The organism is Phycisphaeraceae bacterium (genome assembly GCA_020639155.1).
GTDB lineage: Bacteria > Planctomycetota > Phycisphaerae > Phycisphaerales > UBA1924 > JACKHF01.
Window position 1 is genome coordinate 1,526,186 of sequence record JACKHF010000001.1, and the last position, 14,543, is coordinate 1,540,728.

The window sequence follows — 14,543 nt, forward strand, 5'->3', positions numbered from 1 at the left end:
GATTATTGCCATGCTTTCCAGAAACAGAGGGTGCAAGAGCCGTCTGATGGCATGCGGATGGCGACAAAGTCCAAGCGATGACCAGCCGTTCCTGGCAGTGGGTATGTCAACTCACTTGCAATGCTCTTGTGCAGCAGGACGGGATCGCCGAGAGGTCTATCACATCCACAAGTCTGCTGCAACCTGATATCAACGATGAGGATTTGATCACATCTTGACAACCCACATGATGGGATGCGCTCGACGCGAGCCTGCGTGAGCCCACCTGATGAGTATGCGAGTCACACAGCGATGCCGATGGAAACATATCGCAAGTGATTCGCTAGCATTGTGGTATGAATCAGAAGGCGTTTACACCCGCCCGATCTGGAGATGCGTTGCCGAGACTCTCGGGCCTCCAGACTGTGCGGACAGAGTCAGGTCTCGTTTCGGTCGCAGCGCAGGCAAACAAGTATTTGTCTGCGTTGCAATCTGTTCTTACCAAGGATGAAAGCCCTCGTGCACAGCAGCCCGATGCTGGCGAAAAGACCCGCCTGCCCAACATGCGCTGCGAGTTTCCGCCAAAGCACCCGGTGCCAGAGCATCCAACAGAGTGGGAGTTCCCGTCGTTTCTTGGTGGCACACCCTGGATTGATACATTGCGTGAGGTGTACGCACACCCGCTGGCATTTCCTGCGTCGATATCACCAGAAGTGGGGCTGCTGCTGTACTCACTCGTGCGCAACATCAGGCCGATGACCGTTGTAGAAACCGGCACATTTATTGCGGTTAGCACTATCTGGATTGCAGCAGCGCTTAAGGATAACGATGACGGCGGCATGCTGCACACGTTCGACACGTTCGGGCCTATCAGAGCTGGCAAGCATCGCGATGCGGAACTGCTAGAGGGCCATCTCGAACTTGTGGCCGACCACATTGCACGAGCTGGTGTGGCCGAACAGGTCGTGCTGCACAAGGGAAACAGCCATGTCGAACTGAAACGCGCACAGAATCACTTTCAGAGTCGTGGCGGTGTCCAGATCGCATATCTCGATGCCGATCACACCGGACCCGGAGTATGGAACGATCTATGGACGGTTGAGCCGGTTCTCAACACCGGCGGGTATGTGCTGTTGCATGACACATTCCCGCACCTGTGCAGCCATCAGGGGCCGCGGAATGTCATGCTCAATCTCGATAAAGCAGCAGGGCTGTACGATGCGATCGACGTGTATACCGCGCCGATGAACTACGGGGTTGGTATTCTTCGACGGGTCGGCTGAAACGAATATCACACATCACACGACGATGTTCACAAGGCGCTTTGGCACGACGATCAGCTTGCGTATCTCCTTGCCGTCCATCGCTTTGATGACCGCGTCGTCGCACAATGCAACTTCCTTCACCTGGTCCTCGGTTGCATCCGCAGGCACGCTGATGCGGCAGCGAACCTTGCCGTTAACCTGCACCGCAAGTTCAATCTGGTCCTCGACAAGCATGGACTTGTCGAACTCCGGCCAAGATGCGCACGAGACACAGTCGTCGAATCCGAGCTTCGCCCAGACTTCTTCAGCGATGTGCGGTGCAAACGGCGCGAGAATCTGCATGAACCGTTCCATCTGTGACGCGGTGAGGATGCCGGCACTGTCGTCCTGCCCCGGTTTGCACGCGTTGACGAACTCGATCATCGCAGCGATCGCGGTGTTGAACGAGATCTTCTCGATATCACTTCCAACCTTGGCGATGGTCTTGTGGAGAACGCGTTCTATGTCGTTGTCTGGTTTCTCAGCGGTGCGAAGATCGCCCGTATTCTCATCGACACACACGCGCCACACGCGTTGCAGGAACCGGAAGCATCCGACGATGTCGCGCGGGTTCCACGGCTTTGACTGGTCGAGCGGACCCATGTACATCTCGTACAGACGGAATGTGTCTGCGCCATATTCCGCGATGACATCATCCGGATTGATGACGTTGCGCAAAGACTTGCTCATCTTCGCGATGGTCTGTGTGACGGGTTCGCCCGTTGCTTTTTCGATGAATGTGTCTGGTGAGGTTTCTTCGACTTCGTCGATCGGCACGAGCGACTTGTCCTTGCGCATATACGCGAATGAGAGGATCATGCCCTGGTGGTACAGGCGCGACATCGGCTCGGTTGTCGAGACGTGCCCGAGATCGAACAGGATCTTGTGCCAGAATCGTGCGTAAAGCAGGTGGAGCACCGCGTGCTCGGCGCCGCCCATATACAGATCAACACCACCGCCAGCGCCGCGATTGTCGGGTCGATTCGTTGCGTCGAGCCTTTGCCCCTTGCCCATCCAGTATGACTCGCGCGCAGCATCGACCATTGTGTCATGGTTCTTCGGATCGATGTAGCGCAGGTAGTACCAGCACGAGCCCGCCCAGCCTGGCATGGTGTTCGCCTCGCGCGTCACGTGCGCATCAGCGGGCAGACCGGCTACGCCAGCATTGCCTGCGGTCGTGTGCAGCCAGTCGGTCGCCTTTGCAAGCAGTGGCGACGGGTCCTCACTCTCTGCTGGCGCATAGTCGTCCATTGATGGCAGTTCGAGCGGGAGCGTTGCCTCGCCGATCGCGTGGTGGTTGCCGTCCTCGTCAAAGACGATGGGGAAGGGTTCGCCCCAGTATCGCTGGCGGGAGAACAGCCAGTCGCGCAGCTTGAAGTTGATCTTCTTCCTGCCGACGTTGCGTGATTCGAAATGGTCGACAATCTTCTGCTTCGCGTCCTTTGTGGGCAGGAAGTTGATGCTCACGCGATCGCTCGCGGAGTTGACTGCAAGCCCGGGGCCGGTGTACGCGATCCCCGCGCGCGCAGAGACCGCGCCGCCCAGAATCAGATCGTGGAACTCGTCGAACGTTGCTGCGCCCATCGACTGGATGGTCTCGAGCATGGTCGCCTGGATCGCACCACGCGGGTTGCGCTGCGGCGCGTTCTTGTCTTCCGGAGGCTTGCGCTCGGACTCATCGCCCGTGTGCGATCTGCGCGAGCGCACGGTGTTGAGCGCCTCGCCGTACCACTCGGGACGCGTGCCCATGGATGTTGTCAGCCCGAGGAAGTCTGCGAGCGTGACTCGCCACGATCCGATGCGTTCCTCGTCCGATGCGTGCGCGCAGTAGTACGCCATCGCTGCCTGCAACGGCGGATACACCACATCGCGTATTGGAAGCCCAAACTTTTCTGCGAACGCGTAGTCGCGATCGTCGTGCGCAGGGACAGCCATGATCGCGCCGTGCCCGTATCCCATCAGCACATAATCAGCACACCACACGGGGATCTGCTGCCCCGTCGCGGGGTTGGTCGCGTTGATACCAAGGAACACGCCGGTCTTCTTCTTGTTCTCCTGGCGTTCTACGTCGGATCGGTTGCGTGCCTCATCGACGTACGCGCGGATCGCGTCGATATCTGCGCCGGGTGCCGGGCGATCAAGCATGGAAGCGACCAACGGATGCTCCGGCGCAACGACCATATATGTTGCACCGAAGACGGTGTCCGGTCGTGTGGTGTACACGCGCAGATGCGCTGGCATGCTCGGGTGGGATTGCGCGAGCGCAAAATCGATCTCAGCGCCCTCGGACCTGCCGATCCACGACGACTGCATAGCGATGGTCGAGCTGGGCCAGTCCAGCGTGTCCAGATCATCGAGCAGTCGCTGCGCATATGCTGTGATGCGGAACATCCACTGGCGCATCGGTTTGCGAAACACGGGGAACGACCCGCGTTCGGACCTGCCATCAATAACCTCTTCGTTTGCGAGTGCGGTGCCGAGCTTCGGGCACCAGTTGACGGTCTGCATGCCGATGTATGCGAGACGATACGAGTCGATGATGCGCCGCTGCTGCGAGTATGACAACGCATTGAAATCGCCGTGATCGACTTCCTTCTCTTCGGCAGAAAACTCGGCTGCATCGGGGTTCAGCTTCGCGGGGCGCTTGCCCGATTGCAGCTCATCGACGAGTTCGTTGATTGCGCGCGCGCTGCCAACGCTACCGCGCGCGGTCTCGTCGTACCACGCGTTGTAGATCTTGATAAAGATCCACTGCGTCCACTTGTAGTACTCGGGGTCGATGGTTGCGAACTCGCGTGACCAGTCGTAGCAGAACCCGAAACGCTTGAGCTGGCGACGGAAGTTGTCGATCGTGCCGCGCGTGAACGTTGCGGGGTGCTGGCCCGTGCGGATGGCGTGCTGCTCTGCGGGCAGACCGAACGCGTCGAACCCCATCGGGTGCAGCACGTTGCACCCGGTCATCCGCATGTACCGGCAGATGATATCGGTGGCTGTGTATCCCTCAGGGTGCCCCACGTGCAGGCCCACACCGGACGGATACGGGAACATGTCAAGGCAGTAGAACTTCGGCCTTGACGCGTCAAAGTTCGCATCGCCCGGGTTCGGTTGCACGAACGTGCCGAGTTTCTCCCACTTTGCCTGCCACGCGGTCTCGATGGTGCCTGCAAGCTGCGCGGTGTATCGGAACGCGGGCGTGTCAGGACCACCGGACTTCGCAGCCGGTGATTGAGAAGATGTTGGAGTGTCTGCGGTTGCCATAACGTGCTTTCAGGTTCTGATGGTCAGCGTGCTGGGATATCCACGTATTCTTGGCGTGCGGATCGGTGTTGTGTGTGTGGGAATGAAAGCGACCCGGAGATCGCTCCCCGGGTCGCAGGTTTGTGCCAAATCTGTTCGGTGCAAGCTTACTGGCAGCCTGCCGCGTATGCGTTGCCGAAGCAGATGTAATCAAACACGTTGAACGATCCGCTGCCATCGCAGTCCGCGTATGGGTCGTTTGCCGCATATGCGTTGCCGAAGCAGATGTAGTCAAACACGTTCAGCGAGCCGCTACCATCGCAGTCCGGATAGCAGCCATTGCACTCGACCATCGAAGTAGAGATCACAAGGCCGTCGATCTGCGGTCCCTCGTGGTCGTTCTGGATCGAATCGACCGTGTCGAAACGGAACTCCAGTGTGACCATCTGACCTGCAAAGTTAGACAGATCAACGGTTGCTGTTGTCCAGTTGGTGGAATCGGACAACTGCGTCAACTGCTGACCATTGGCATGGACGGTAAACTGGTCATAGCTGCTGTTGTTCTCGGTGCGGAGTGAGTAGCAGAACGTGAGCTCTGCAGCGGTAGCGCCCGTCAGATCAATCGGTGCGCTTGTGAGTGAACCAGAGTTTGCAGCACCTGTATTGAACGTGCAGGTTCCCGGCTGCGTGTAATACGCATAGTTCGGACCATCACACGGCGAGCCGCCAGCGGGGCACGCTGTGCCGATACCCCACAGACCGGTTGCATTCCAGCCAGCAGGCAGACCGGACTCGAAGTCCTGTGTGTAGAACGTGGTGGTTGCGATCGTGCCGATCTCATACGCATATGTGCTCGTTGGGGCGTTTGGAGGTGTGGTCTTGACACCGGTGTTTACACCCTCTGCAGACGCGTAGAACTCGGGCTCATCGCCGCAATCAAATCCGGGAAGTGTTGCGCCCCAGATATTGCCACTGATGTTTGACAGTGCGACCTCGGTATACGCACCAGCAGAACTGCTGCGGTAATAGAGCTTCTCTGTGCCGGAAACGATGGTGTCGTTCCCCGGATCGATCTTCACCTGCACGTCAACCGGTGTGCCCGGAGCGACGAGGCTGGGAACGCTGCCGCTCAGAGACACAAACAGCGCCGCTGGCGCACCAGCAGCACCGGTAGCAACGAGTGCGAAGTCAGCATCAACGGCTGATGTTTCGGTGTGAGCGTCCTGGACAATCTCGTCGCCGATGACTTCCACAACCCACTGGCCAGCGACAGGGTTCTGCACGAACACGTTCTCGACAGTGTCCTTGGTGTTGCTGGAGCCGCCAGGGGTTGACCAGTTGCTCGCTGTCAGACCGTTGTTGCCCCAGAAGACATCACCATTCGGTGCACTGACGCGCAGGGAAAGGTCGTTGATGCGGTGCTGATTTGAGCTTGTTGTACCCATCGGGTCCGCATAGCACAATGTCACATTGAACTGAGGTTCACCTGATGCAACATCAAAGAAATAGACCTTGGTTTCGCCGTTGACGATGACATCGGTCTCATCGATGAAGTTGAACTTTGTGCGTGCGTTGTAGAGATTAGTGAGGTCAGCCATACCCCAGCCCTGCACGTTTCGATTGATATCGCCGTTGGGGCCGCCAGAGAGCCAGTTGTAGCGGTATGCGGTATTGATCATGATGGCCTTGGCTGTGGTCATCTTCGGTCTGCTGTCAAAGACAGTGCTGCCGCCGCCGCCGTTGGGGATAACGCCCTCGTGCCAGATCTGGTGGAACAGACCAAACATGCCCGCTGTGACAGGCGTTGCATTGGATGTTCCATTGAATGTGCCGTATCCGGTCGGTGATGTCGAATAGGTTGTGAACGAGTCATCGTAGAATGCGGCAAGATCGGGCTTGATACGACCATCCTCTGCCGGTCCAATCGATGCGCCGCCAGACCAGTGGTCATCAGCACGTGTCAGAGTATCTTCTGGATAGAAACCACCAACAGACACGATGTTCTTCGCCCACGCCTGTGGACGCGACATCTGTGTGCCGGAGTTCGACTGCGACTGTGTCGACAGCAATCCGTGCAGGAAGAGATAATCATCTGTTTCCGCAGTGATGGTGGAATACTCGAGATTGCGCGGGCTACCGACGGACGATGTCTGGAAGACAGCGCGATACGGACCATTCGGATCGACTGATTCTGCTGTGAGATCATGGCGAGGCTTTGCACCACCGAACTGGGTGACCTGAGAGTACTGTGCGAAGATGCCCTGCTCATTGTCGGGCATGAATCCGCGAGCAAGCGGGTTGCCTGTGCCTGTGCCAAAGTTCACACCATAGCATGCGTTGCCGTGCGAATCAGCAACTGGCGTGCCGTGCATCAATGGTGGCTGTGGACTCTGGAAGTCGACGTGGTTTGCGATGATGCCCGTGTCAAAGATCTCGCCGCGAACACCCTGACCTGAAAAGCCGAGTGTGTTCTCGATGAAGTTTGCACCGGTGATTTCGCGCGTCATATCCATGTCAGTTTCACCGGGACCCCATGGGTCCATGTAGTGAACCTCATTCATGGAAGCGATCTGTGTCAGCAGGTTCGATGTGAGCGCTGCCTGGAAGCGGAACCCACGCCCGTTGAGCGAGCTGACCTCGATTCCCGCGTTGCGAAGGACCGAAGCGACCTTGCGCTGTTGCTCTTCGCCGCGGGCGAAGACTTCGATGGAAACCATCGGTGGCATGTCGTCATCAATCGCGCCCGCAGCAATGCCAAGCAGGCTGTCACTGAGCTTATACGCGGGATGGAAGTCGCCGATCCAGCGAACGTACGGCTGGTTCTGGAGTTGAGCCTTCGCATTTGCATCGAGCTTCACGATGAATGAGTGATCAGAGAGGAAGCGGTAGATCTCGCCACCGAACTGATCGATCTGATCGCGCACGGACTGGGTGGGTGTACCCCAGAACTGAACGATGTAGACATCATTGTTCGCACCAGCCTGCAGTCCATCGGGGAGCGCGGGTGTGCTGGTCATCGGATCAAAGTTGGCGTAACGCAGCCTGACTGTGTAGCTTGTTTGATGTACGCGACCATTGATGGAGTTCCCATCGCTGGAGAGTGCGTAGTAGTGGGACATCTGACCTGTGGATGATGTTTCATCCCACAACACATAGAAATCCGAACCGGGCAGCGCGATGGAGCGCAGGTTCGAAACAAAGTTGTTGGTCTGATGGAACTGCTGACCATGGTTGAATGTGAGCGATGTCACGCTCCCGCTCGTTGATGCGCCGACATAGTCGTCTGCGCTTGCAGCGGTACCCGCGATCAGCACCAGCGAGAGGGCGCTCAGCCCGAGTGTGCAAAGACGATTCCGTACCATTTGGTTTCTCTCCGTTCTTCAACTGATGTGAGGAGTGACGATGACCCGACCGAGTGGGCACCGCGCCCGACTCCGAAACAAACATCTCCACGGGGCACTTTGCGAGGCCCAACATGCGGAAGAATACCTGCTGTATCGACCTTCTACGCTGGCTGTGTGCTCAATAACAAAGGATGATCCGCAAACAGGCAAAGTCTGACATAGAGCGAGACCTCGCATTTGGTTATAGGTCTTGCTTGATAAATGCTGGTGGGGAATGCGGGTGACAGGAATCGAACCTGCAAGGCCAAAGGCCACGAGAACCTAAATCTCGCGCGTCTGCCAGTTCCGCCACACCCGCTGGATACCTGGGTATCGATTGTTGCGCTGGAAGTGGCAGATGTCCGGCCTACGTCCGAAACTCACCTGCAAAATCCGCCAATCAGGAGGAACCGGTACCCGAGCGCCGCAAAACTGTATGATCGTATCGGCCAGTGCCCATGATCGCTTACACTTGGGGTAGCAGCCAGTTCGTGCGATCCGTGAATGCGCATATAGATATCAGGAAGTTCGAATGTCGAAAAAACCACTCCGCGAACGTCTCGCACTCTCATTTTCGCCGCTGATTCTGCGGCTGATGCTCGCAATCACATTCATGTGGGCTGGCGCTATCAAGTTCGGCGAAGTCCCCGTGACTGATCAGGCAGACATCGCAACGCTTGTGAAGCTCGATGTGTTTCCACCTCCTGCTGATGGGGTGGAAGTAGCTGCCGTAATGATCAAGCGCCACGAGTCCATTCAACTGCTTCTTGAGAATGCTGCGCATCCAAAGCCTGTGCCAGTGACATCCTCGGCTGATGCAAACACGTCTGAAGATCAGACACCGCTCCCACTTGCTGGAACATCGGAACCCGACACAACTGGTCAGCCTGACAATGGTTCGGAACCCCCAACCTCGGAAATCGACGACGCTACATCGGTCTTGTCGACGCGTACACCAATGCCGATCTGGCCCGCTGCACTCTCAGGTGCAACGATGACAAAGGTCTTTGCACTCGCACTGGTGGGAACAGAGTTCCTTGGCGGTTTCCTCATGCTTATTGGGTTGATGACGCGCTTTGCGGCACTTGGTCTAATTGGTGCGATGCTCGGCGCGATGTGGCTGACGCAGTTTGGTCCTGCAATCCAGAATGGTGACGCCCTGCTCGGGTTTCTCCCCAACAACAACTGGGCGGATGTTTCAGCATGGCAAGGACTTTTCTGGCAGTTTGCTTTGCTTGCAGCTTCAGCAGCCGTGCTATTCAGTGGGCCAGGGTCCTGCAGCGTGGATGGTCGGTTGTTTAACCCCGGCCCAAGCCCGTACTTTGATGATGATGACGACGATGAGGATGACGACTGAGTCTGAATGTATCAGCCGACAGATCGCGGGTTGTGTGCTGCATCTCTACACTGTCTCGTGCCAATGACCACAGAAAAGCGCGAACAACACGCAAGCAATGCCTCTGGCATGTCGTGGCTGCGCGAACTGGGTGGCAGGTTTATCGTTTTCGATGGACCTGACGGATCGGGAAAATCAACCCAACTCCACCGGTTTGCCAGGGCATGTCAGATGGCTGGTGTACCCGTGTGTGAGGTGCGCGAGCCGGGCGGCACCCAGATCGGTGAGCAGATCAGAACGCTCCTGCTTGATCATTCAGATGAGGACATCGCGGTCGAGACCGAGATGCTGCTCTATATGGCAAGCAGAGCACAACTCGTTGCCAGACGGATTGTTCCAGCGCTCGATGCGGGAGAGCTTGTGCTGGCAGATCGATTTGTCTCGTCCACACTTGCATATCAGGGCACCGCTGGACAGATGAGCATGGACCAGATCCGTGCAGTTGCGGATGTTGTGACCCGCGGGGCAACACCGGATGTTGTTGTGATCTTTGATGTGGATGAAAAAGCGGCAGCTGGCAGGCTGAATCCATTGCTTGATCGCATGGAAGCCAAGGGCAGCGCGTTCCACAAACGGGTTCGCGAGGGATACCTCGAGCAGGCGCGAGAGAATCCTGATGGGCACATTGTGATCAACGCGAGCGTCGGTGAGGATGAAGTCTTTGCATCGTTGATGTATGCACTGCAGCGAAAGTTCGCACCGGATATCCATCAATGATAACCGCTGTTGCTATTGCGATCGCGTTTCTCAGTGGATCTATTCCCTTCGGTGTCATCATCGCGCGGATGCACGGCATCAACATTCGAGAGCACGGGTCGAAGAATATCGGTGCAACCAACGTCATGCGCGTTGTTGGGAAAAAGCCCGGCGCTCTCTGCTTTCTTCTCGATGTGCTCAAAGGGTTCGTTCCGACGCTCGCTGGAGGTTACTTCCTCGGCGCTCTTGGGGCATCACAGATCGACACTGCGACGGCTTGGCAGTGGCTGGCAGTGATGGTGGCGAGCGTGCTCGGGCACATGTTCTCGCCGTTTGTTGGGTTCAAGGGTGGCAAGGGGGTTGCGACAGGGCTTGGTTCGTTGCTCGGCGTGTTTCCTGTTCTTACGGTGCCAGCGATTTGCGCATTTGGTGTCTTTGTCGTTGTGCTGAAATCAACAATGCTTGTTGGTATCTCGTCATGCATTGCAGCGTTGAGCATGCCCCTTTTTCTCTTGCTCGGCACGCTGGTGCTTGGCAGTCTGATGCCAAGGTTTGATGAGCTTCCGTTCTATATCACACTTGCTGGTATTGCTGCGCTTGTTATTTACAAACATCGGGGAAACCTTGCACGCACACTTGCGGGAACAGAGCCGAAGTTCGGTTCGTCCGCAGCGCCGCAATCTGAAAACGCTGAGAGCATGGGATGATGGAACGTCTGTGCGGGTTGTGCGGGCTTGATCGCGCGGAAATTACGCTGGTGTGATTGTTTCCAGTCGACAGATACTTGAATCAATCCGATGTTCGATCTGGATGAGCCGGTGAAGAGGCGCGCACGGACGCGCACGATGCCAGCCAGGATGGAGTGTCGGCCATGAACCCCCGCAAACCACGCGAGCATACAGGTGAGTACGAACGCGCTTCGCGATTTGTGCTTGCTGAGTTTGCAGGGCGGCATGCCTTTGAACGATCCAATATGTTGCCAGCGGTGGCTGGTGCTATGGCGGGTGGATCTGGGGTGATCGGTAAGCTCTTTGTTGATCGGCCTGTTGCAGAAGCAGCGGCTGGTTCGGAAGCGAGCCAGCGAGCGCTCGATGCGATTGAGCACACCCAGCGCCGTCTGGACAACCTCCGCAACCTTGTCGATCGATTCGGCATTGAACCGCCCGGCGGTGACGGTCCTCGGGTTGCGTAAGAATATGTCGAATCCCAAACTTTCAGCGCGTGCTGGGCTCAGCCGAGGAGCCCGCCGCGCTACGGGCAATTTGCACACTACGCGTGCTCGCTGATCCAGTCAGCGGGTGATGCATCAGATGTGCCATCGGGATTTACTCTCATCAGGATCGCGGTCTGGTCGTCCGGGCGCTTTGCTAGACCCGCAAAGTTGCGCAGTTGCGCGAAGATTGTGTCAAGCGCGACACGAACCGGCGATGCACGATGCTCATGGAGTGCGAACACAAGTGACTCCATCAATCGAACTCGCCCGAACCGTTCCTTGTCAAAGTTGTGTGCATCGGTCAGGCCGTCCGTATACAGAAACACCGTGTCGCCGGGAGAGAGCTGGCAGGTGTTGATCGCGTACTTTGAGTTTGCTATGACTCCCATAAGCATGCCTGTGCGATGGAGCAGTTCTACCTTGCCGGAATCTGCGCGATACACAAGGGCCGGATCATGCCCAGCGGATGCGTAACGCAGCGTACGAGTTTGCGGGTTGTACTCGCCATAGAACAAGGTTGCAAACTCTCCCTCGACCGTGTCACGGCAGATGTCGCGATTGAGCAGCGTCATGACCTGATCGATGTCGATATCGCGCCTGGTGTGCGCACGGAACGATGATCGCACCATGGACATGAGCAGTGCAGCTGCAACCCCTTTGCCGACGATGTCACCGATTAGGAAACCAATGCGATCGGGGTCCTTGCGTTCCAGAAAATCGTAAAAATCCCCCGCGAGTTCGAGGCTTGGGGTCCATCGGGCAGCAATCTGTACGCCGGGCACCGTGGGCACGCTCCCTGGGAGCATGCGTCTCTGGACATCGGCAGCGAGCGAGAGCTGCTGCTGGATCTGCCGCTCATGCTGCTGGAGTTGCAGAAGCCTTGCCTGCTCGACTGCAACAGCAAGCTGCTGGCCGATGACACGCGCAAGACGAACTTCGGACTCGGAAAACGTACGAAGCTGCCTGCTGTACATTCTCAGCACACCAACGGGCCTGCCACGGAAGATCATGCCAGCATGGATGGCGCTGCGCAGCCCTTCCTGACGCACCTCGTCTGTCAGCATCACACGAGGATCAGTGAACAGGTCTTCTATTGTGACAATCTGACCTGAGAGGGCCAGCCGATCAAACTCGCGGTTGTGGGAGAGCGGTCGCGGGCTGGCAAGCCATGTTGCGCTCAGCGCGTGCGAGGCTTTGCGTTCCAGCCCCGCTTCGTCCGGCCGGAGTGCGCCCGCGTCCTCGTTCATGAGCATGACCGCACCAGCGTCAAGGTCCAGTGTTTCGATTGCAAGCTTTAGACCGATCCGTACAACCTCGTCGAGGTTCCGTGCTTCAGCGATCATCGCTGTCAGCTCATACGTCGCGTTGATCTCGCGAAGCATCAAGTGAGATGGATCTGTATCGGGCATGGAGCTTGCTGCTGGATAAAGTGGAAGCTGGAACGCGCTTCCATCGCATCGGCAATATGCGCAACGATAGGTTGGATTCTTTCCTGCTTACATCTGCAAAGGATCAACTTTTTTTGCGAATGCGTGCGTATCAGCGCTCGGGTGTGGCTGACTCAGATGGTCTGTCAAATGATGATGCCCATACCGTTGCAGCAAGCCGGTAGATCTTGTCGTCCGGCTTGAGCTCCACCATTCTTGTTGCTCCCAGCATGACTGCTTCCTTGTCCCCGAACTGGTAGGCCATATAGGCATACAGCATGGACGCTTCCGTTGCCAGACTGCCGGGCGTGTTCATCGCGTTGAGAAGCTCATCCTTGATCGAGTTCCAGCGACTGGCGGATGGCAGGAGCGTTGTGTCGTATCGAATACCGACAAGCTCGGGATGTGTCTTGAACACCTCGACAAGATTGATTCCAGCAGAGATATACAGTCCGGCACCGAGCTGGGCATGCACCCGCCCGATACGTGCCATTGGATCGGCTGGTTGAGCGTTGATCGCACGCTTGAAACGCTCCTCAGCAGCAAAGTACCTTTCTGCTTTCAGTTCCGTTTGGGCTGACTCCATCTCGTTGCGATAGACCGATGCCATCGTCTCGGAGGTCTGCAGCACAAGTGTGCTGATCGCTCCAACATCCTGAGACATGGAGCGGACAAAGTCGGGTGAGAGGGCGAGCTTGCCGATGTACTCGCCGGTAATTGCGCTGAAGTACTCGCGCGAGTCTTCTTCTGCTTGTGTCGAAAACTTTGGTAGCGACGGGGCAGCTCCAGTCGGATCAATATCGGATCTCAAGCCCATTCCTTGCGTCGCACTCGGTTCTGATTCGCCCGGCTTGCGGTTAATCGAAGCGAGCTGTCTTGACTGGGCAATCTCCTCATCAAACTTCGCGAGAGCGTCGCTCAGTTGCTGTTCCCATGTTTGGCCCGTCGATGTTTCCTGTGGTTTGTTTCTGAACTGATCAAGTATGGAGGCGTATGCACTCTCTTCTGTGAATGGGTTGATTGGAGTTTGATTGAACTGAGGGTTGTACAACGGCTGGCCTGGCTTTGCCAGTGCCTGTGCATTAAACTGTGCAATACGGTCCTGCGCTTGCGTTAACGTGACTGTCTCATTTGAGCGGGTTCGAAGCTGATCACCGAACGAAAGTATGATCTGGTTGCCAACCTGCCAGTCGGCGTTTGCATCCGAGGTCTCATTTGGTTCGCCGGAAAGAGCAAAGCCGCTCTCTACAGCCAAGGGATTCTGTATACCGGTATCGCCATTCTGCTGTTGTGTGATGCCTGCCAGCCCCGTTGAGATCTGGGGAATGCCTTTGAAACTTCCGAATGCCGATTGCAGGCTGGGTGTCTGCTCAATTGTTCGTGTTCGCGCGTCATACAACGAGCCAGCCCCAGATCGTGGAAGTGAAGAAAATGCCTGAAGTGGGGTTGAGGTACCCTGTCCCAGAGTTGAGGTTGCAAGCTGCGAAACTGCTTCGCGTGTTCCAATCCCCGAGGTGATCAAGCCGGACAGGAATGCATCACGTCTGAATGTGAAAAGATCGTTGGATCCCAGGTCTCCACGGAAATCACCAGCTGCACCGTACCCGACATCTCCACGGAATGCACGTCCGTTTGTTGCATTCCCGGTGACGACGTCATTGCCCTGCTGATACGGCTGTAGCGGGCTTTGTCCGGGCGAGTTCAAGCCGCCAGATCCCTGCCGAAGATTTGCATCAAGGGCATTCTGGGCGAGCACAGTCGAACTTCCCGCGCTAAGCAGAAAGAGTGCGATTGTGAAACTTGCCTGTCTCTGATTCAGGTGGCGCATTGTCTGCTCCCTATCGCAGGTTCTTCTGAATGCTCTTCTGCAGGAACTATCGGCATGTCTGCTGACATGAGCAACCATGT

General features: G+C 56.9%; 9 protein-coding genes and 1 tRNA gene. 5 read left to right on the forward strand and 5 right to left on the reverse strand.

Annotation, left to right across the window (positions count from 1 at the left end; all coding sequences use genetic code 11):
* Nucleotides 1-335: 335 nt before the first annotated feature.
* The gene (locus H6815_06475; GenBank protein MCB9860084.1) at nucleotides 336-1,262 is read left to right on the forward strand and encodes a class I SAM-dependent methyltransferase; all 927 of its coding nucleotides are present in this window, start codon (nucleotides 336-338) and stop codon (nucleotides 1,260-1,262) included.
* A gap of 15 nt (nucleotides 1,263-1,277) precedes the next feature.
* Here the strand turns inward: H6815_06475 and H6815_06480 are convergent, their stop codons facing one another.
* The 3 genes from H6815_06480 to H6815_06490 all read right to left on the reverse strand — a co-directional run bounded on the left by H6815_06480 (nucleotide 1,278) and on the right by H6815_06490 (nucleotide 8,222).
* Nucleotides 1,278-4,541 (reverse strand): leucine--tRNA ligase, encoded by a 3,264-nt coding sequence (locus H6815_06480; protein MCB9860085.1) that lies wholly within the window; start codon nucleotides 4,539-4,541, stop codon nucleotides 1,278-1,280.
* 146 nt (nucleotides 4,542-4,687) lie between these two features.
* Nucleotides 4,688-7,882 carry a S8 family serine peptidase gene (locus tag H6815_06485; protein ID MCB9860086.1) on the reverse strand — a complete coding sequence of 1,065 codons (3,195 nt, stop codon included), beginning with the start codon at nucleotides 7,880-7,882 and terminating at the stop codon, nucleotides 4,688-4,690.
* 257 nt (nucleotides 7,883-8,139) lie between these two features.
* A tRNA-Leu gene (locus tag H6815_06490) sits at nucleotides 8,140-8,222 on the reverse strand.
* A gap of 213 nt (nucleotides 8,223-8,435) precedes the next feature.
* Here H6815_06490 and H6815_06495 point away from each other — a divergent pair.
* The 4 genes from H6815_06495 to H6815_06510 all read left to right on the forward strand — a co-directional run bounded on the left by H6815_06495 (nucleotide 8,436) and on the right by H6815_06510 (nucleotide 11,187).
* A complete protein-coding gene (locus H6815_06495) occupies nucleotides 8,436-9,260 on the forward strand; it encodes a DoxX family protein (GenBank protein ID MCB9860087.1) in 825 nt (274 codons plus the stop codon).
* 57 nt (nucleotides 9,261-9,317) lie between these two features.
* Nucleotides 9,318-10,016, forward strand: coding sequence for a dTMP kinase (gene tmk / locus H6815_06500; protein MCB9860088.1), 699 nt, complete (start codon nucleotides 9,318-9,320; stop codon nucleotides 10,014-10,016).
* Nucleotides 10,013-10,702, forward strand: coding sequence for a glycerol-3-phosphate 1-O-acyltransferase PlsY (gene plsY / locus H6815_06505; GenBank protein ID MCB9860089.1), 690 nt, complete (start codon nucleotides 10,013-10,015; stop codon nucleotides 10,700-10,702). Before tmk ends, plsY begins: the two co-directional genes overlap by 4 nt.
* A gap of 164 nt (nucleotides 10,703-10,866) precedes the next feature.
* Nucleotides 10,867-11,187: a hypothetical protein gene (locus H6815_06510; protein MCB9860090.1), complete on the forward strand. Its 321-nt coding sequence runs from the start codon at nucleotides 10,867-10,869 to the stop codon at nucleotides 11,185-11,187.
* A 77-nt stretch (nucleotides 11,188-11,264) separates the two neighbouring features.
* Here the strand turns inward: H6815_06510 and H6815_06515 are convergent, their stop codons facing one another.
* Both H6815_06515 and H6815_06520 read right to left on the reverse strand, forming a co-directional pair.
* Nucleotides 11,265-12,617: a SpoIIE family protein phosphatase gene (locus tag H6815_06515; GenBank protein MCB9860091.1), complete on the reverse strand. Its 1,353-nt coding sequence runs from the start codon at nucleotides 12,615-12,617 to the stop codon at nucleotides 11,265-11,267.
* Between the two features lie 130 nt (nucleotides 12,618-12,747).
* Nucleotides 12,748-14,463 carry a hypothetical protein gene (locus tag H6815_06520; GenBank protein ID MCB9860092.1) on the reverse strand — a complete coding sequence of 572 codons (1,716 nt, stop codon included), beginning with the start codon at nucleotides 14,461-14,463 and terminating at the stop codon, nucleotides 12,748-12,750.
* Between the last annotated feature and the right edge of the window lie 80 nt (nucleotides 14,464-14,543).